General features: G+C 58.5%; 16 protein-coding genes. 8 read left to right on the top strand and 8 right to left on the bottom strand.

The genetic code is table 11. From position 1 onward, the window contains the following. Positions 1–179: 179 nt before the first annotated feature. From treY to JK232_RS10765, 3 genes are all read right to left on the bottom strand, one after another. Entirely contained in the window at positions 180–2,717 is a 2,538-nt protein-coding gene (gene treY, locus JK232_RS10775) for a malto-oligosyltrehalose synthase (RefSeq protein ID WP_101858383.1), read from the bottom strand. Continuing rightward, positions 2,714–4,501, bottom strand: coding sequence for a malto-oligosyltrehalose trehalohydrolase (treZ, locus tag JK232_RS10770; protein WP_212589165.1), 1,788 nt, complete (start codon positions 4,499–4,501; stop codon positions 2,714–2,716). The genes treY and treZ overlap by 4 nt, the downstream gene beginning before the upstream one ends. Before the next feature lie 266 nt (positions 4,502–4,767). Beyond that, positions 4,768–5,010, bottom strand: a complete 243-nt coding sequence (locus tag JK232_RS10765; RefSeq protein WP_072929239.1) for a hypothetical protein — start codon at positions 5,008–5,010, stop codon at positions 4,768–4,770. 487 nt (positions 5,011–5,497) lie between these two features. On the opposite strand from JK232_RS10765, the gene JK232_RS10760 reads away from it, so the two are divergent. Then, a complete protein-coding gene (locus JK232_RS10760; RefSeq protein ID WP_212589164.1) occupies positions 5,498–6,100 on the top strand; it encodes an RES family NAD+ phosphorylase in 603 nt (200 codons plus the stop codon). Positions 6,101–6,130: 30 nt separating this feature from the next. On the opposite strand, the gene JK232_RS10755 is transcribed toward JK232_RS10760, so the two are convergent. Beyond that, positions 6,131–6,745 carry a MerR family transcriptional regulator gene (locus tag JK232_RS10755; protein WP_101829180.1) on the bottom strand — a complete coding sequence of 205 codons (615 nt, stop codon included), beginning with the start codon at positions 6,743–6,745 and terminating at the stop codon, positions 6,131–6,133. A 263-nt stretch (positions 6,746–7,008) separates the two neighbouring features. On the opposite strand from JK232_RS10755, the gene JK232_RS10750 reads away from it, so the two are divergent. Further along, the gene (locus JK232_RS10750) at positions 7,009–8,100 is read left to right on the top strand and encodes a tyrosine-type recombinase/integrase (protein WP_072929235.1); all 1,092 of its coding nucleotides are present in this window, start codon (positions 7,009–7,011) and stop codon (positions 8,098–8,100) included. Positions 8,101–8,144: 44 nt separating this feature from the next. On the opposite strand, the gene JK232_RS10745 is transcribed toward JK232_RS10750, so the two are convergent. Then, positions 8,145–8,633, bottom strand: coding sequence for a hypothetical protein (locus JK232_RS10745; protein ID WP_072929624.1), 489 nt, complete (start codon positions 8,631–8,633; stop codon positions 8,145–8,147). 245 nt (positions 8,634–8,878) lie between these two features. Between JK232_RS10745 and JK232_RS10740 the strand changes: the two genes are divergently transcribed. Next, positions 8,879–9,658, top strand: coding sequence for a DUF3750 domain-containing protein (locus tag JK232_RS10740; protein ID WP_072929233.1), 780 nt, complete (start codon positions 8,879–8,881; stop codon positions 9,656–9,658). A gap of 80 nt (positions 9,659–9,738) precedes the next feature. Next, positions 9,739–10,707 (top strand): apurinic/apyrimidinic endonuclease family protein, encoded by a 969-nt coding sequence (locus JK232_RS10735; RefSeq protein WP_072929232.1) that lies wholly within the window; start codon positions 9,739–9,741, stop codon positions 10,705–10,707. A 44-nt stretch (positions 10,708–10,751) separates the two neighbouring features. Here the strand turns inward: JK232_RS10735 and JK232_RS10730 are convergent, their stop codons facing one another. After that, complete coding sequence (locus JK232_RS10730) at positions 10,752–11,960, bottom strand: aldose 1-epimerase family protein (RefSeq protein ID WP_212589163.1); 1,209 nt, start codon at positions 11,958–11,960, stop codon at positions 10,752–10,754. 315 nt (positions 11,961–12,275) lie between these two features. After that, positions 12,276–12,641 carry a VOC family protein gene (locus JK232_RS10725; protein ID WP_212589162.1) on the bottom strand — a complete coding sequence of 122 codons (366 nt, stop codon included), beginning with the start codon at positions 12,639–12,641 and terminating at the stop codon, positions 12,276–12,278. A 71-nt stretch (positions 12,642–12,712) separates the two neighbouring features. Here JK232_RS10725 and JK232_RS10720 point away from each other — a divergent pair, with 71 nt between their 5' ends. Continuing rightward, on the top strand, positions 12,713–13,405 hold the full coding sequence (locus tag JK232_RS10720; RefSeq protein ID WP_212589233.1) for a helix-turn-helix transcriptional regulator: 693 nt from the start codon (positions 12,713–12,715) through the stop codon (positions 13,403–13,405). A 44-nt stretch (positions 13,406–13,449) separates the two neighbouring features. Here the strand turns inward: JK232_RS10720 and JK232_RS10715 are convergent, their stop codons facing one another. Then, positions 13,450–14,547: an oxidoreductase gene (locus JK232_RS10715; RefSeq protein ID WP_212589161.1), complete on the bottom strand. Its 1,098-nt coding sequence runs from the start codon at positions 14,545–14,547 to the stop codon at positions 13,450–13,452. Positions 14,548–14,692: 145 nt separating this feature from the next. Between JK232_RS10715 and JK232_RS10710 the strand changes: the two genes are divergently transcribed. The 3 genes from JK232_RS10710 (at position 14,693) to JK232_RS10700 (ending at position 18,014) form a co-directional block, all read left to right on the top strand. Beyond that, entirely contained in the window at positions 14,693–15,580 is an 888-nt protein-coding gene (locus tag JK232_RS10710; protein ID WP_072929225.1) for a LysR family transcriptional regulator, read from the top strand. Between the two features lie 89 nt (positions 15,581–15,669). Beyond that, positions 15,670–16,854 (top strand): MFS transporter AraJ, encoded by a 1,185-nt coding sequence (araJ, locus tag JK232_RS10705; protein WP_101855135.1) that lies wholly within the window; start codon positions 15,670–15,672, stop codon positions 16,852–16,854. A gap of 59 nt (positions 16,855–16,913) precedes the next feature. After that, positions 16,914–18,014, top strand: a complete 1,101-nt coding sequence (locus JK232_RS10700; protein ID WP_072929221.1) for an NADH:flavin oxidoreductase/NADH oxidase — start codon at positions 16,914–16,916, stop codon at positions 18,012–18,014. Positions 18,015–18,044: the final 30 nt, after the last annotated feature.

Genomic DNA, 18,044 nt, shown 5'->3' with positions numbered 1-18,044 from the left:
ATGGCATACATAGTGGCGCACAGCCCTGGTTTACCCGGTATTGCACGCCGGGCAAACGGCAGGGTGAGCAGTGTAGCGTAAAAGGGAGGGCCTTCCCCAGCGGGAAAATTGACGGGAAGCGCCGTAAAAAAAGCTGAATACCCTGTCCGGTATTCAGCCTGTGTGGGTTACCGGTGCCGTTATGGCAGGCTGACCAGGATCACCGCGGAGCAGCAATCCACTGACTCGAGCGTCAGGCGGTCGGTGAGGGCGATCTCCTCCCCGCTGAGGATGTCACGGTAGCGGCGGTTGGCCAGCGCGTCCGGCAGGGCGATGGCCGTCCCGCTGAAGCGTTGCTTGTGCGGCAGGCTGTTGCTCTCCTGAAGCAGGCCCAGCACCAGGCGCGGGGTGATGACGATCAGCGCATCGTCGCCATTTACCCGCGCAAAGGTAATGACGTTGCGCGCCCAGGTGCCGGTGGCGGTGAGCGGCAGGTAATCACCTTTGCGGAACAGCGCCGGTTTCTCCTGGCGTAACCGCAGGGTTTTGGCAATCGCGTGCTGGTTCACCCGGCCGCTCAGCCAGTCCTGCTCCGTGGCCGCCGTGGGCTTCTCAAAGCCGTCCAGCATCTTTTCCAGGGCTGCGAAATCCGGCTCGCGCCGGTTGTCCGGGTCAACCAGGCTGAAGTTCAGCGCCTCACTGCCCTGATAAATATCCGGCACGCCCGGCGCGGTGAGTTTTACCACCGTCTGCGTCAGGCTGTTGACCAGCCCGGCACGGATAAACGGCTGCAGGGTGCTGACGAAATCCTGCAAAAAGGCCGGGTTGTCCGGGGAGAGCAGGTGGCGGGTATAGTTGAGCACCGCCTCTTCGTAAGCATCATTGCTGTCGGCCCAGTCGGTGCGCAGTTTCGCCTCCCGCAACGCTTTTTCCACAAATGCCAGGAACCGCTCCTCCAGCGCCTTCAGGCCCGCGGCATCAGCCGGTTGCAGCCTGACCGGCCAGACACCGGCCAGCGCCTGATAGAGCATCCAGGCACCGGCGGCTTTGGGGGCCGCGCCATCGTCGAGCATCGAGACTTTCGACTGGTTCATCTGCCGCCAGCGGGCAACGCACTCTGCCCAGCGCGCCGGGGCTTCGGTGAGCGTGTAGAGCCGCGCGCGGGCATCTTCGCCGCGTTTGGTGTCGTGCGTCGAGGTGCCGGAGAGTGCATCCGGCTGATGATCAAGGCGGGTCTTCATCTCCGCATGGAAGCGTTTAAGCGAGAAGTCGCCGGGGATCGGCTCTGCCCCTACCTCATTCAGCGCCAGCTCCATGTTCTGGCGGAAGAACAGCGTATCCTCCACCGATTTTGCCATCAGCGGGCCGGTAAGCTGCTGGAAGCGGGTGCGGAAGGTTGCCGCCTGCGCGGCTGCGGCATCTGACACCTCGCCGGTCAGGATCTGGCTGATAAACGCCAGCGCCGCCGGATCGGGCGCATGTGCCCCGGCGTTGACTTTGCTCACGACTTTTTGCAGCAACTGACGGCCTTCCGGCGGCAGCCCGGCCTGGGTGCCGTAGGTGCGGTAGACCGGGAAGGCGATCAGCAGCTCACGCAGCGCGGCGCGTACTGCCTGCTCATCCTGTTTGCTGCCTTGTGCCCCGGCAATCTCCAGCGCAATGCGCAGCAGCGTGGTGAATTCCCCTTCGAAATTCCGGTCCACCATCAGCAGCTTGGCGGCGCGCAATTCGGCTTTCATGTCCACCGGTTTGCCCACTACCTCGTCATAGGCGTCACGCAGGGTATCGAGCTTGCCGCCGTCCACCAGGGCATCTGAGAGCGCGGCCACGAATTCATAGCCGGTGGTGCCGGACACCGGCCAGTCCGCCGGTAACTGCTCGCCTTCGCCGAGGATTTTTTCCACGGTGAGGTAGCATTCCGGCCCGGTTTCCCGGCGCAGGCGCTCAAGATAGGCTTTCGGGTCAGCCAGCCCGTCCACGTGGTCTACCCGCAGCCCGTCCACCGCGCCGGAACGCACCAGTTCCAGGATCAGCCGGTGCGTGTCGTCAAAGACGGTATCCTCTTCCACCCGCACGCCCACCAGCCCGGTTATCTCAAAGAAACGGCGGTAGGAGAGGTCACGCGGCGCATCACGCCATGACATCAGCCGCCAGGGCTGGCGCTCATGCAGCGCCGCAATCGCGGCAGGGTCGGTGAGTGCCAGCACCTCGTCTTCGCGATCTGCCCAGGTTTCCGGGTTCAGCGGATAAAAACTCTCGTAATAAGCGAGCGCCGGTTTGCCGGTGTCCGGGTCACGTTTCACCGTGATTTCACCGTTCTCCAGCGCGGCCTCAAAAGTGTCGCCCAGGAACGGCAGGGTCAAACGACGCGACCAGTCGATGTCAAAATGGCGCGCATACCGGCTTTTTTCGCCGTGCTCAATCACGTCATACCACCAGGCATTCTCCAGCGAGGCCGCCATATGGTTCGGCACGATGTCGAGGATCAGGCCGAGATCGGCGGCTTTCAGCGCCTTGACCATGCGGTCGAAGCCCTCACGGCCGCCAATCGCCGGGTCGATCTCGTTGGCGTCGGTCACGTCATAACCGTGGGTGGAGCCGGCAGTGGCGGTAAAGATCGGTGAAGCGTAAAGGTGGCTGATGCCGAGCCGTTTCAGGTAGGGCACCAGCCCTGCCACGCGGTCAAAGGTCATGCCGTTACGGAACTGGATGCGGTACGTCGCGCTGGGTATCGTCACTGGGAACCTCCCTGGGAAAAACGGACAAGAATAGAATGCTGCGGCAGGTCATTGCCCGCCTTTGGCCAGGCAAAGATCGTCTCGCCCGGTTGGTCCGGCAGGGGCCGGGTACTGTCGCCGATGTTCAGCGCCATCGACAGCGTGCCGGCCGGGAACGTCCAGCTCACGGCCACAAAGCCCTCTGCGGTCGTGATGACCTTGCCGCACCGGCCACCTGCGGTGGCCAGCAACGGCACCACCTTCTCGCGGCGTAGGGCCAGCAGTTGCCGGGTGAAATCCAGCCAGGCGCTGCCCTCTGCGCCGGCGGGTTTTGCCCAGTCGAGTTTTGACAGGGTGAAGGTGCTTTCGGCGTTGGGGTCGGGCACATCCTCGCCCTCATGCCCGGCGTGGCCCTCGAACTCCCTGGCGCGCCCCTCGCGCACCGCGTTGGCGAGATCGCCCTGGAAATCGGTAAAGAACAGGAACGGGTTGGTCTCGCCATACTCTTCGCCCATAAACAGCAGCGGGATATGCGGCGACAGCAGCAGTGTTGCCAGCAGGACTTTGGTGCGCGCGGCCCCGGCCAGCGAAATCAGCCGTTCGCCCTGGGCGCGGTTGCCTATCTGGTCATGGTTCTGGATAAAATCCACAAAGGCTTGCGGCGGCTGGCCGGTGCTGTCGACGCCGCGTTTCTCGCCTTTCTGCCGCGAGACTTCGCCCTGATAGACAAAGCCCTCGGCCAGCGCCCGCGCGACGCGTTTTTCCGGCTCGTCGGCAAAATCCTGGTAATAGGCGTGGGTTTCACCGGTTGCCAGCACATGCACCGCGTTATGGAAATCATCATTCCATTCGCCGGTGAACAACGGCGTGCTGCCGTCTTCATTGCGCGGGTGCAGGAAAATCACGTTGCGGCTGTCTTCGGTGGTGAGGTGGATTGGCCGGTCAGTGATCTCAGTGCGGATGCGTTCCGCAATCTCGATCAGCACATGTTTGTCCGCACTGTCTTCGATCTGGTCGATGGCGTCGAACCGCAGGCCGTCCAGGTGGAACTCCTGCAACCAGTAGAGCGGCGCCTCAACAATGTAGTCACGGGTGGCGGCGACATCATAAGCGATGCCCGCGCCCCAGGGCGTCATGCGATCTTTATGGAAGAAATCGGGTGACAGGGCCGGCAGGTAATTGCCCTCCGGCCCGAAATGGTTCAGCACGATGTCGAGCACCACGGACAGGCCGTGGCCGTGCGCGGCATCCACAAAGGCTTTGAAATCGTCCGGCGTGCCGTAGGCGGAGTGCGGGGCGTAAAGCAATACGCCGTCATACCCCCAGCCCCGGTTGCCGCCGAACTGCGACACCGGCAGCACTTCCAGCATGGTGATGCCAAGTTCGGCAAGGTAGGGCAGTTTCTCGATCGCGGCGCGGAAGGTACCTTCCGGCGTAAAGGTGCCGATGTGCATCTCGTAGACCACCGTCTCTTCCCACGGGCGGCCTTGCCAGCCGCTGTGCTGCCAGTGGTAGCGGGTGGGGTCGATAACCAGTGACGGGCCGTTCACATCGGCTTTCTGCGCGCGGGAGGCCGGGTCGGGTATCGTCAGGCCGTCGGCCAGCTGATACTGGTATTCGGTGCCGGGTGCGATGCCGGTAGCCTGGTGTTCGAACCACCCCTCACCGGCCGGGCGCATGGCAATTTCTTCGCCGGCAAGCCTGAGCGTGACGTTTTCCTGCCCGGATGCCCAGAGACGGAAGCGAACTGTGTCGGCGGCCACATACTCAGCGCCCCAACGTTTATGAAATGACTTGGACTCCATTCAATTGCCTCTTTTACCCAGAAAATAATGGACGGCATCGCGCGGTGCGTGTTCCGCATGCCGTGACGGATTGCCGGGGCTGTGCCGGAATCAGGGAAGGGGAACGATGCCGCCGGTTCCGGTTCAGACCGTATACGCAGAACAATCATAGACTATGGGGGCGGGAAATGAAGTGACGGTGTCACCTTGTGGCGGCAGGAAAGCGGGGAAAATCAGCCTTTGCCGCCCAGGTATGCCCGCACCGGGTGGCCGGGCATCAATGTCACTTAATGGTAGGTGACATCCTGAATATCCTCTTTGGTGAACCCTTCCGAACGCAAATGCTGGATGGCTTCCTGCAAGACTTCTTCATCACTGTAATTTTTCGGCAGGGTATTTTGCCAGGCGCACTGGCCTTCGAGACGTTTCTCGCCTTTTTCCTCTGTTGGGGAGGTAAAGATTTTATAGGTCTTGCCGGTATTCTCATCGGCAGAGAAGATCTCGATACGAATATATTTAGAATCTGACATTTACACTCCTTATAAACCGAAAAAAGAACAGGGATTGTTGCTCCCACCTTCTTTTAAACATAGTTGCGCCTGCCGGTGAAATCAATGTTTCACCGGGAAGGCCAAGTTAAAGCCGTGGGTAACAGGCGCTAAAGCTGCACCTTTTTGGTACCAAAAAGGTATTTAAATAGTGTTTTTATAGCGTCTTTTTGGTGCTTTTTTACAGCTAAAAGGTATGCGTGTTTTTCACGGGTCTGTTGATTTGCCCACCGAAATGCAGAAGCTGGGTGCAGTACAATAACGTTTAACCCTAATGGGTTAAACGTTCTGTGGGGAGTTATTCCTCAGAGGTAATTTAAGAAATCGTGTAAGAAAAACAGCAAATGGAGAAACCAAATTAGGAAACATTAAGATTAAAAATTCCATTATAAAAGCCGAGCAAGGTTTGGCTGCATTAAAAAAAACGGGCAGGATCCCCACTATTACACTGCATTCAGGTACCACATTGATGCGCAGTCAACCGGGTAAATATGAGAGTGGCATCCATTACTCAGCCCCGGTGGAAGCCAGGGAATGTGGCCGGTTTAACCCGCCGGGCGGGCAGATTGCCGTCTTGTATGCGGCTGATGCTTCGATAACCGCGATGGCTGAGATGTATGGCCGGAGATGCCAGTTGGAGGGTTCGGTTATTTATCCGGAATCCGTGCTTGACCGGCATTACCTCTGCGCAGTGGAAACGCTCAGGACAGTTAAAGTCATTGATATGATTGAGATTTTGCAGTATATGCATATCCCCTTTAGCGATCTTGAAGGTGAGGATTACCGGTTACCACAATGGTTAATGGCCCGCCTGTATGCAGACTATGGGGAAACATTTGATGGCATCGCCTATGACAGCAGGCATCGCCGATATAAGAAATGCTACGCTTTCTGGCGTCAGCCAGGGAGAACGATCCCTTTCAGAGATACACCGGGGGGAATGTGGACATTGAGGGAATACAAAGAGTATGACTCCGCGATATTCCCCTCTGGCTGGGCAGAATCTTATATGACGGGCGAAGCATTGCTTGAAGAGGGGCTAAACTTCCAGATTGCCTCAGACCCGTACTGATGACAGAGGGGTACCGTTGCGCCCCTCTTTTTAACCTGCCATCTGCTGACCAAAAAGATGGGCGTTACGCACCAACACGGCCATCTCTTTTTCGTTTGCGCCGTTCTGTAATATCTCAATGGGGGTTCTGTAAACGCCCTCATCATGCACATCGATCGGCGTTTTCAGATGATTCAGCATCAACATTGGGTGAAGCGCAGGATCATAGGCACTCATCACCTCTTCAAAGCCGGGCAGTAAACCCGCTTCAGTAAACTGGAAACGTGGGTAGATAAAATCGCCGTTCTGTTTAAAGGCCAGCAGCCTGTTCTTTTTCACACGGGCATTCACGCCTTGCCGGGAAATACCCAGAATATTCGCGACATCATTCACTTTGAGGGTGCCGCCCAATGCCTGAAGCTGCTCGTAGAATTTTTCCAGGTTTTCACGGCGACGGCGGGCCTTACGCAGTTCACTGTCGGGTACCCGGGTGTTTTGCTCGAGCATCGTCGTGTATAAACGCTGGATTAACGTTTTATCATCCAGGCTGACCGCGTTCATGGCCTCTGCCTTGTCTTCAAATTCAGGCATTAAGGCCAGTGCTATGTTGTTGATGCGCTTAAGCAGGTTAAGCTGATACTCATTCAATTTGGCCGCATGTGTCATAAATTACCCCTCTTGAATGTACAGTATACAGCCAGTTTACCAGTTACTAAAGGCGTTATCTGTTATTAGTAAAGCATTACGGCGAATTGTGCAATTCGCACACAGAAATCACGAAAGTGCAGGCACATCATAGCTCTCTTCCATTGCCCCTCGTATCCGCGATAGATTCCCCCTAAACTCATCTAAATGATTCCATACTTGGAAGGTATGGAATCATTTTCATAAGCGCGCTATGCTGAACAAAATCTTACGGAGAAATGGCCATGATCAAAGGCTTCAGTGAAGATAAAGCCGCAGAAAACTGCTCGGCTGAAACCATCGCTTACCTGAACGCGACACTCGCGACCCCGATTGAGCAGCTGGAAGATTATTCCGATAACGATCCGCCGTTCAGCAAAGCGTTCATGCTGTTTACCCGGTTGTCACTGATGGTTACACGCCGCCGCCCGGAGCTGGGGGTGCATTGTATTCTGATCCACGTCATGCCGAAAATTGCTGACCTGCCGATCTCAAAAATCACCAAAGTCACGGTGAACCGGCTGACCAACCCGCTGATTATGCAAGGGAAAATTGTGCAGAGTAAGCGCGTGTTTTCCCTGATGAAACAGTTTCTGGCCTGGTGTGTTTATCAGGGCTACCTGGAGCAATCGCCGGTTGGGGACATCCCGATCAATAAAGTCGGCGGCACGGCACCCGCGCCCCGCGAGCGGACCCTGTCAGACGCTGAAATCTGGGTGTTCTGGCACATCTGGGATTACCACAATGTCAGCGAATCCACCCGCTGGGCTTCCCGGTTGGTGCTGGCCGCCGCGCGCCGCCCGGATGAGGTGCTGCGCGCCAGGGTCAGCGAGTTTGATCTGGAAAATAACATGTGGAACCAGGGCAACCGCAATAAATCCCACCGTGATCACCGTCTGCCCATCAGCCCGATCATGAAACTCTGCATTGAAAAGCTGATTGCGGCGGGTAAAGGCAGTGAATGGCTGGTGCCGTCCAACAAAAAGCCCAACGCGCCGATGTCCAAAGTGGTGCTCAGCCAGGCGTTACGGCGGATGACCAGTGACCCGACCATGCCGGCGCTGGAACCTTTTTCACCACGCGATTTACGCCGGACGGCCAGGAGTTGCCTGGCGTCACTCAATGTCACCAGCGATGTTTCGCGTAAAATCCTTAACCAGAGTCTGGTCGGGCTGGACCGCACCTATGACCGGCACGACTATATTGAGCAGATGCAGGACGCGCTGTGCAAATACTCTGACTTTCTTTTCACATTGATAGAGCATGATGGCGTAGGCGAACTGAACCATAAATACAAAGGCGATCGCCTTGATGTGGGAAATAGCCGGTTAGGGTAAAATCCACTTTATTTACCCTAACCGGCGTGAGGCGGAAAAATAGGCTAGGTGCGGGTGAGTGCGTTATTTTCCTGCTGCTCAAGGGCCGATTTCGCCACCTGATAACAGGCATTCACATGGGCATTGCCCACATATTTCATGGCGGTAAAACCAATGCCCGCGGCAATAATCTGGCCGGCGAACGGCACATATTTTACCAGTTGCTTTGAGGCCATTTTCACGCCCACTTTTTTCAGCAGCCTGATCACCAAATCACGGGTAATTGAATGCCCGATCACCTTGGAGCCAATGCTGCCGGCAGTGGTCAGCACCAGGGCTTTGGTGGTTGGGTCCAGCGCCTCGATATCCGCTTCTGACAGCTCAAACTTCTTGCTGATCGCCGGTAACATCTCCAGCAAAATCGCGGCATCGGAGCCGACATCGATCCCCGGCAGCGGCACGGCAGACGCCACCCCCGAAAGTGATGAACGGCGGGTGACCAGGCGATAGCAGTCATCACGGACTTTATTGAGTTCTTCCATTGTCTTGATCATGCGGGCACCCCGTTTTGCGTCAACATGGAAATAAGTATAGCTAAGGTTCTGGTTTTCCGCGTTTTCCGGCGTTTCGCCTGATGTTTTTTCGCGCATTTTTATCGGACGTGCGGTGTGCGGCGGCTGAAAGGCGAGCTGCATACTGCTTAAAAAATATTCATCGCGCAACGGCCCGTTGCCTCTTGCCCGCTGTATTTATTTACAGTAATTTAGTGGTTTGACTACCCCCCCACCGTGAAGACACTATGATTTACCTTAAATGGTTTAGTCTCTGTTACCTTTGTATCGTCTTTTTATCACTGGGATATAGCTTTGCCAGAGCCTCGCAGGACAGGGAAACCCCGGCCGCCCAGAGCTGGGCGAGCGCCCGCCGCGACTCCGCCCGCCTGGCGCCGGACCCCGCCGCATTCAGTAAAATCGCCATTGTGCAAGTCTATGCCGCACCCACCTATGGCTGGCGCGGGAAGGTGGCGCTGCACCCGTGGATCATCTTTAAACGGGCGGGTGAAACCCAATACACTCGCTACGATGTGATCGGCTGGGGCGGCAATAATGTGGTGCGTCGTAACTACGCGATCCCGGACGGCTTCTGGTTCGGCTCACAGCCTGCGCTGCTGGCCTCCCATCAGGGCGTGGATGCTGAAGCGATGATCCCGCGGATTGAGGCGGCTATCGAACGTTATCCGTTCCCGCACACCTATCACGCCTGGCCCGGCCCTAACAGCAACACCTTTATGGCGCACATTGGCCGGGAAGTGCCTGAACTGGCGCTGGATCTGCCGTCCAATGCCATCGGCAAGGATTACCGGCCGCTGCTTAGCCCGGTAGGGCTGCCGCCTTCCGGCCGGGGGGTGCAGGTGTCGTTGCTGGGCGTGCTCGGCGTCACGGCCGGGGCGCAGGAAGGGCTGGAGTTCAACATCCTGGGCCTGAATCTTGGGGTGGACATCGCTTCGCCGGCGCTGCGCTTGCCGTTTATCGGCCGTGTCGGCTTCACCGGTACACCGGCCGTGGCCGGGAAGGAATAACGCCGGGCAGCCTTTTCTGCGCGGCTTTCCCCCAACTCCCTGTGAGCTGTTACACTTATATCACGTTCACAGGGGGTATAATGAAACTAGGCTTTGCATGTAAATATCTTGATTCTGACCTGAAACAGGCTTACCCGTTCCGGGCCACCACCCGCAAGCGTTTTCTCAGTTTACCTGCTGAAGAACAGAAAAAGCTGATTTATGATCTCTCCGTGGTTAATTTAACCAACCTCTATTTAACGCTGGAGCAATTGGCTTTATTACCGGAAGCCTTAAGGATGATGCGCATCGGCAGCGATCTGTTGCCGTTATATACCGTACCGGAAGCCACGCCGATCTATAATGATTTCCTGCCGGAGCTATACCCGTTATTTACCCGCTGCGGCGAGATTGCCCGGCAGTATAATATCCGGCTCTCTTTCCACCCTGGGCAATATTCAGTGCTGGCATCGGATACGCCATTGGTGGTCGAGCGGGCGATTGAGGATGTCGAATACCATGCGCTGTGCGCAACCTTAATGGGGTACGGCAAAACCTTCCAGGATTTTAAAATCAATATCCATATGAATGGCCGGAAAGGGTTTGCAGGATTCCAGGCAGCATTCGGGCAGCTCAGCGAAGCCGCGAGGCGGATGCTGACAGTGGAAAATGATGAGATCTCCTGCTCGCTGGATGACGTGCTGCAAGCGGCCCCTCTCTGCCCGATCGTGCTGGACATCCACCACCACTGGGTAAAAGAGAATGAATTCATTATGCCGGATGATCCGCGCGTGGCGCAGGTGATTGCCTCCTGGCGCGGCGTCAGGCCGGTGCTGCACTACTCCATTTCGCAGGAAGGCCTGATCCCGGAGCAGGGTTTCCCGGACCAGCTGGTGCTGGGGCTGCCAAAGACCAAACTGCGGGCGCACTCCGATTACTACTTCAATAACACCCTGAATGACTGGGCGCTGTCGTTTGGTGAGTTCGACATTATGTGTGAGGTGAAAATGAAAAACCTCGCCAGAGACGGGCTGTATAACCACGCGCAACGCCGCGGGATCATCCAGTAATGCCCCACCGGGCCGACGCCGTGTCAGCCCGGTGGCCTGCGCCGTTACTCAACGGCGATCGGTTTTTCGTCCACCTGGACTTTCTCGTCACCCTGAATCCGGGTGATCCGCTGTTGCACCTGCTTCACCGCGTCAGCATCTTTCAACAGTGAGTAGGTCAGCACAAATTCAGTGCTCTGCCCCGGCTGCAACTGCTTCACCCGGCCCTGCTCTTTCTCAATTGTCACCGGGTAGGCGTAGTTGGTGCCCGGCTCAATGCCGGTTACGTAGCCCTGCTTCTGGGTATCGGTGTTCTTCCACATCGTCAGCAGCGGCAACTGGCGGGTATCAAACTCAATTGCGGCACCTTTGTCCCCTTTGCTGTTCACCACGGCCGCCACGGTTTTGCTGTTGCTGTCCGCTTTCGGCACCAGGTTAAACACCATTTCATCGAAATCTTTGGTCGGCGCGCCGTAGAGATTCCAGTCCGCCAGCCCTTTTTTCGCATAGTCATTGAACGGCGACACGGATTTCAGCGGGGCCAGGAAACGCGCGTCTTTTTCCAGGATCGGCATCCCGAAGTTGCTGTGATAAATAATCTGATAATCATGCGGATAGTCCGCTTTATTGGTCAGCACATCATGAAGGGTGAAGGAGTCCGCGCCCGGCACGTAGCGCAGCTCCGTCCAGGTTTCGAGTTTGGCTTTTTTGAAAGTCGTCTCTTTCAGCAGGCCCCGGATACGGATTTCATGCGGTGCCTGGTCATCGACAATCACTTCGACTTTTGAGGCCGGGGTGTTGCCCGCTTTGCCGTGCAGGGTGTAGATCATGCCGTCTTTGGTGACCGGGTGGCCGGTCCACTCAAAGCCGCAACGCACCATCATCTCATTGAACCCTTCCAGCCAGCCCAGCCCGTTGCGGCTCTCCAGGTTGATATAGGCGGGGTTAACCACTTCATCCACCGGCGAATCCCAGCCGAGGCGCACGCCGTGGCCGTTCACATGCAACAGATCCATGCCGCGGGTCGGGCTGAGGGTGATGGTCAGGCCGTTTTCACTGGTGAGGGTCAGCACTTTTGAGCCTTCCTGCTTGCCGCCATGCAACACTTTCTGTTGCAGGCTGAAGGGCTCACCCGACAATTTCAGCTGTTGGCTGCTGACCTGCCAGTTTCCCAGCTCGGTACTGCTTTCAGCATCTGTCAGCACCCAGCTTTGTGCCGCCGCCTGCCCACTGATTGCCGCCATGATCATCCCTGCCAGACACGCTTTTTTCATTTTCTTCACCCTGTTGCTGAATTGATTTAGCTAACGAGCCGCAAGAGTACAAACAGCGGCCGGTGGAAAACGTGACTGGCATCACCGCACCCGGTATCCGGGCATTTTAGCGCTGATAAACGTGAATGGTGTCACTTAACATCCTGAATCATTACTTTTTTGCAGCATTTTCTGTAACGTAAATCACTCTTTATTCACAGGATATTAAAACGATTCAGCCCGCTATCGCTGTTCGCGGCGGGCTTTCCCTGATGCGGATAACTGGCAATAAATGTTGATTAATCCGTTATATAAAGCCCGCAGGCCTGAGGGGCACTAATCCGGTATACAGACCCGCAGCCGGTGGCCGTCCGGGTCACACGCCACAAAGGTTCGGCCAAATACCGCATCATGCGGCGGCTGTTCAATCTCCACCCCCAGCCCGGCCCAGCGGGCGTACAGCGCCTCAACCTCCTGCCGGTCTTTCACCATAATGCTCAGTTCAGTGGCCGGGCCGGGGCCACCTGAGGCAAAATCCCTGGCATGGGTCGACCACAGCCCCAGATGCAGGCCATTGTCAAAAGCAAAGGCGGCCCAAGTCGGCAGCACGACTTCGGGCGCGCGCTCAAACAATTTTTCATAAAAGGCACTGCTCTCCGGTGGGCTGGCAACATAGAGAATGAACAGGTTCGGCATTATCATGGGGTTTTCTCCTTCAGGAATGGAGGCCACACTCTGTCACGGAGCAATGACAAAACATGTCAGCATCAGGCATTAACCGGGCGGAACGCCTGTTGAACCTGCTTCAGCTTTTACGCCGCCGCCGTTACCCGGTCAGCGGGCAGCAGCTTGCCGGGGAACTGGACATCAGCCTGCGTACCCTCTACCGGGATATCGCCTCCCTCAACGCGCAGGGCGCGGACATCCGCGGCGAAGCCGGGCTGGGCTACGTCCTGCATGCCGATAACCTGCTGCCGCCGATGATGTTTTCCCGTGATGAGATGGATGCGCTGCTGCTCGGCATCCATTGGGTGACGCGGCACGGCGACCCGGCCTTAAGCCTCGCCGCCCAGGATGCGCTGGCAAAAATTCACGCGGTGCTGCCGGAATGCGCCCGGCAGTCGGTGCATTCGCAAAGTGTGTTGGCCGGCCCGCCTGAACAGCCGGTGTCGACACGGTTCCAGGCTGAACTGCGCGAGGCGATCCACGGCCGCTATAAAGTGGCACTGATATACCGGACGGCGCAGGCTGAGGCGTCCGAGCGGGTGATCTGGCCGGTGACATTGGGCTATTTTGATGCTGCCACCCTACTGGTGGGCTGGTGTGAGTTGCGCCAGGCTTTCCGCCACTTCAGAACCGACAGAATAGACGCGCTGAGGGTGCTGGCGCAGCGCTACCCCAGCTCCCACCCGGCGCTGCTGCAGGCGTGGAAAACACAACAGGGGATTGTAGTGGATGGGCCGTAGCCGCATGGCCGCCCTGCGGCTGGTCACAGGGCGGCCTGACAGGATCAGGACGGCAGCTCACTCTCTTTAATGTCGGCGATTGGGCCGAGGATATCGCGGTTGAAATCACGCAGCGGCTCGCCCTGGCGGACGCGCTCAGGCCAGTCGTGGTTAGCCAGCGCGCCGCGGCCCAGTGCGATCAAATCCGCGCCCTGTTGCAGGCTTAACTCTGCTTCCGGTACCTGATGCAGGCTGCCGTTGGCTATCAGCGGCACACCCGGCGCGAATTTACGTGCCAGCGCCACCAGCGACAGCGGGTTGTCAGCAAACGCCGGCTTCCACGCCTCGTACTCCGTCACGTGGATGTAATCCACACCTGACGCCGCCAGCAGCGTGAATACCGTGCGGGCATCCTCTTCGCCGTTCGCCCATTTATGGTGGAAATCATTCACCTTGCCCTGCGAAATGCGGATCCCGACCGGGATATCCTGGCCCACGCGGGCGCGGACAGCCTTGATCACCTCGAGGATCACGCGCAAACGCCCGGCGGTGTCACCGCCCCAGGCGTCGGTGCGCAGGTTGGTGTGCGCCGTCAGGAACTGGTCGAGCAAATAGCCGTTTGCGCCGTGAATTTCCACCCCGTCAAAGCCCGCTTCACGCACAGCCCGCTCTGCGGCATCGGCAAAATGCGTGATGATCGCCTGAATCTCTGCTTCCTCCAGTGCGCGCGGCACCGGGTAGCGCCCCTCGCCGCGGTAAAAGGTGAGCTGCTCCCCGGCGGGCTGTACCGCTGAAGGGGCGACGCTGCCTGAACGGTGGGCGTTCCCCTGCGACAACGCACCGGCATGCTGGATCTGGGCAATGATCCGGCTGCCCTGCGCGTGGACGGCGTCGGTAATGCTGCGCCAGGCACCCGCCTGTTTGCTGGTGACCATGCCTGACTGGAACGCGTAAGTCTGCGACCATTCTGCATCGATATAGATGCCTTCGCTGATCACCAGGCCAAAGCCGCCACGGGCGAAGTCCTGGTAATAGGCTTTCATCCGTTCACTGGCGATGCCGTCTTCCGAGGCGCTGACGCGGGTCATGGGCGCGACCACCAGGCGGTTTTTAAGCGGGCGGCCGTTCAGGGTGAAGGGGCTGAAAAGGGGTGAAGCAGTCATGGTGTCTCCGGGGGTCTGATTTATCTCTCCCTGCAATATAATCCGTCCCGATCCCCGTTTGAATCTCCTATACGGATAGGCCGGTATAACCTTTCACGTTATACTGGCCGCTCTTACCCTGTGATCTCCGGGAGCGTGTGACAAGATGAACCTCAGCGATGTGCACCTGTTTCTGGTGATCGCCGAAAGCGGCAGTATGGCGCAGGCTGCGCGTCGCCTTAACCTGTCGCCGATGTCCGTTTCACGACGGCTGGCGCTGCTGGAACACGAAGTGGGCAAGCGGCTGATCCAGCGCACCACCCGCGCCCTGTCGCTGACGCAGGAGGGAGAAGAGTTTATCCCTTACGCCAGGGCGATGACGGACGCCGAAGCCAGCGCCAAGGCCCTGTTTATGCCGGAAGCGCAGGGCGCGGGCGGGCTGTTGCGCATCACAGCCCCTTCCGGGTTGGGCCGCCGGACGATTGTGCCGCTGATCCCCGATCTGCTGCTGAATAACCCGGAAATGCGGGTCGATTTGCAGCTCAATGATGAAGTGGTGGACATCGTCAGCCGCGGTATTGATGTGGCCGTCCGGGTCGCCCCACTGCGGGACTCCAGCCTGGTGGCGCGGAAAATCGCGGATAACCCGCGCATCCTGTGCGCCTCGCCTGATTACCTCGCCCGCCACGGCAAGCCGGGCGTCCTCAGCGATCTCCGCGCCCATAACTGCCTCAGGCTGACCAACGTGCTGAACTGGTCATTCGAGGTGGACAGGCAGATCATCAGCCACAGCGTGGACGGGCGCTTCACGTCCAGTAACGTTGAGGGCATCAGGGCGTTATGCATTCAGGGACTGGGGCTTTCCCAGCTGACGTACTGGGATGTGAAAGAGGAGTTAAGCCAGGGCAGCCTGGTTGAGATTGCGTTGGGTGATGCCGCCCCGCAGCCGCTCTCCATCTGGGCCGTGTTACCCACCGCGCGTTATCTGCCGCGCCGGGTGACGCTGTTTATCGACGCCCTGAAAACCGCGCTGAGGCCGGTGGCCGGGGTATAGCCGAAAGTTGACTAAAATCAGGGATATCGTGAATCCCCGGCTGGTGCGTAAGGCGCTACCCTACAACAAACCACACAAAGGGCAATCGGATGAAAAAGGTAGTCATCGCGCTGGCGATGGGGGCATTCGGGCTGGGTATGGCCGAATTCGGCATGATGGGCGTATTGACGGAGCTGGCGCACGACGTGCAGATCCCGATCCCTGACGCCGGGAATATGATTTCGTTTTACGCGCTCGGCGTGGTCATCGGCGCGCCGGTCATGGCGCTGGTTTCCAATAAGTTCTCGCTGAAAAGCCAGTTGCTGTTTCTGGTGGCGCTGTGCGTGCTCGGCAATGCGCTGTTCGCCTGCTCCTCCTCCTATCTGATGCTGGTGGTCAGCCGGCTGCTGTCGGGCTTTCCGCACGGGGCCTTCTTTGGCGTCGGGGCGATTATGCTGACGAAAGTCGCCCGCCCCGGCAGGGTCACCGCCGCGGTGGCGGGCATGGTCTCGGGGATGACGCTGGCGAACCTGGTCGGCATTCCGCTCGGCACCTGGCTGAGCCATGAATTCAGCTGGCGCGCGCCGTTTTTGCTGATTGCGGCGTTCTTCCTCGCGGTATTGCTGGCGGTGATACGCTGGATCCCCACGCTCTCGGACACCTCCACGGCCAAACTCCGCGAACAGTTCCGGTTTTTGAAATCACCCGCGCCCTGGCTGATCTTTCTGGCCACCCTGTTGGGTAACGCCGGGGTGTTTGCCTGGTTCAGCTACATCAAACCGGTGATGCTGGGTGTCTCCGGCTTCGCGGAAGCGGCGATGCCGGCCATTATGATGCTGGCCGGGCTGGGCATGGTGCTGGGGAACCTGGCAAGTGCCCGATTATCTGCCCGTGTCCCGCCGCTGCGTATCGCGGTGATTACCGACCTGGTGATTGTTATCTCGCTGGTGATGATTTTCTTCTTCTCCGCGCACCAGGCGGCCTCGCTCAGCTTCGCGTTTATCAGCTGCGCCGGGCTGTTTGCGCTCTCGGCACCGCTGCAAATCCTGCTGCTGCAAAATGCGAAAGGCGGTGAAATGCTCGGCGCGGCGGGCGGTCAGATCGCCTTCAACCTCGGCAGCGCGCTGGGCGCGTTCTGCGGCGGGCTGATGATCACCCTGGATTTCGCGTACAACTACGTCGCCCTGCCGGCGGCGCTGCTGTCGCTGTCGGCCATGCTGTCGTTAATGCTGTATGGGCGTTTGACTACCCCAAACCGCACAAATATCAACTCGCCGGCGCAGGAAAGGCACTAGGCTATTTGCCCTTGCCCATTTCACCGGGCACGCTATTTCATGACAAAGAGAAGATAACGATGGCTCAGCTATTTACACCGTTCACGCTGAAAAGCGTGACACTCAAAAACCGTATTGCCGTACCCCCGATGTGCCAATACTCGGCGGTTGACGGTCTGGTAAATGACTGGCACCGGGTACACTACGCCGGGCTGGCACGCGGCGGCGCGGGTCTGGTGATCGTCGAGGCAACTGCGGTGGCCCCGGAAGGGCGCATCACCCCAGGGGATCTCGGCATCTGGAATGATGAGCAGGCGGCAGAGCTGGCGAACATCGCCAAAGCAATCAAAGAGGCAGGTGCCGTGCCGGGCATCCAGATCGCCCATGCCGGGCGTAAAGCCAGCGCGAATGCGCCGTGGGAAGGCGACGACCATATCCCGGAAGGCGATGCCCGTGGCTGGGAAACCCTGTCACCGTCTGCGGTCGCGTTCGGCAAAAACCTGCCGAAAGTGCCGAAAGCCATGACCAAAGCGGACATCCAGCGCGTCACGGAAGATTTCGTGGCAGCCGCGCGCCGCGCGCGTGATGCCGGGTTCGAATGGCTGGAACTGCACTTCGCCCACGGCTATCTGGCACAGAGCTTCTTCTCAGTGCACGCCAACCAGCGTACCGACGAATACGGCGGTGATTTCACCGGCCGCAGCCGCTTCCTGATTGAAACCTTCGACGCCGTGCGCGCCGAGTGGCCACAGGATCTGCCGCTGACCGCCCGTTTTGGTGTGATTGAGTATGACGGCCGCGACGAGGAAACCCTGTCGGAGGCGATTGCCCTGACCAACATCCTGCGCGAAAAAGGGCTGGATATGCTGAACGTCAGCGTCGGCTTCTCCACGCCGGACAGTAACATTCCGTGGGGGCCGGGCTTCCTGGCACCGGTGGCCCGCCGTGTTCGCAACGAAGCAGACCTGCCGGTTGCCTCCTCCTGGGGCGTGGAAGCGGCTTCCGTTGCGGAACGCTGCATTGCCGAAGGGGATATGGACCTGGTGATGATTGGCCGCGCCATGCTGGCTGACCCGCACTACAGCTACCGTCTGGCGCAGCAACTCCAGGTGGAGAAACCCTCCTGGGTGCTGCCGGCCCCTTACGCGCACTGGCTGGAGCGTTACCGGATCGGCGAGTAATCGCCGCAATACGTGTATGCAGGGCGGCCG

This window comes from Nissabacter archeti (assembly GCF_018257325.1).
Taxonomy (GTDB): domain Bacteria; phylum Pseudomonadota; class Gammaproteobacteria; order Enterobacterales; family Enterobacteriaceae; genus Chimaeribacter; species Chimaeribacter arupi.
Note: the sequence above shows the minus strand (reverse complement) of the source record. Positions and strands in the feature narration are given on the sequence as shown.

Excerpts from the sequence above, each read along its gene's own strand:
- JK232_RS10750 (WP_072929235.1), top strand. The coding sequence starts at position 7,009 with ATGATCAAAGGCTTCAGTGAAGATAAAGCCGCAGAAAACTGCTCGGCT.
- JK232_RS10765 (WP_072929239.1), bottom strand. The coding sequence starts at position 5,010 with ATGTCAGATTCTAAATATATTCGTATCGAGATCTTCTCTGCCGATGAG.
- JK232_RS10755 (WP_101829180.1), bottom strand. The coding sequence starts at position 6,745 with ATGACACATGCGGCCAAATTGAATGAGTATCAGCTTAACCTGCTTAAG.
- treZ (WP_212589165.1), bottom strand. The coding sequence starts at position 4,501 with ATGGAGTCCAAGTCATTTCATAAACGTTGGGGCGCTGAGTATGTGGCC.
- JK232_RS10725 (WP_212589162.1), bottom strand. The coding sequence starts at position 12,641 with ATGATAATGCCGAACCTGTTCATTCTCTATGTTGCCAGCCCACCGGAG.
- JK232_RS10745 (WP_072929624.1), bottom strand. The coding sequence starts at position 8,633 with ATGATCAAGACAATGGAAGAACTCAATAAAGTCCGTGATGACTGCTAT.
- JK232_RS10700 (WP_072929221.1), top strand. The coding sequence starts at position 16,914 with ATGGCTCAGCTATTTACACCGTTCACGCTGAAAAGCGTGACACTCAAA.
- JK232_RS10710 (WP_072929225.1), top strand. The coding sequence starts at position 14,693 with ATGAACCTCAGCGATGTGCACCTGTTTCTGGTGATCGCCGAAAGCGGC.
- JK232_RS10740 (WP_072929233.1), top strand. The coding sequence starts at position 8,879 with ATGATTTACCTTAAATGGTTTAGTCTCTGTTACCTTTGTATCGTCTTT.
- JK232_RS10760 (WP_212589164.1), top strand. The coding sequence starts at position 5,498 with ATGCGCAGTCAACCGGGTAAATATGAGAGTGGCATCCATTACTCAGCC.
- JK232_RS10730 (WP_212589163.1), bottom strand. The coding sequence starts at position 11,960 with ATGAAAAAAGCGTGTCTGGCAGGGATGATCATGGCGGCAATCAGTGGG.
- araJ (WP_101855135.1), top strand. The coding sequence starts at position 15,670 with ATGAAAAAGGTAGTCATCGCGCTGGCGATGGGGGCATTCGGGCTGGGT.
- JK232_RS10715 (WP_212589161.1), bottom strand. The coding sequence starts at position 14,547 with ATGACTGCTTCACCCCTTTTCAGCCCCTTCACCCTGAACGGCCGCCCG.
- JK232_RS10735 (WP_072929232.1), top strand. The coding sequence starts at position 9,739 with ATGAAACTAGGCTTTGCATGTAAATATCTTGATTCTGACCTGAAACAG.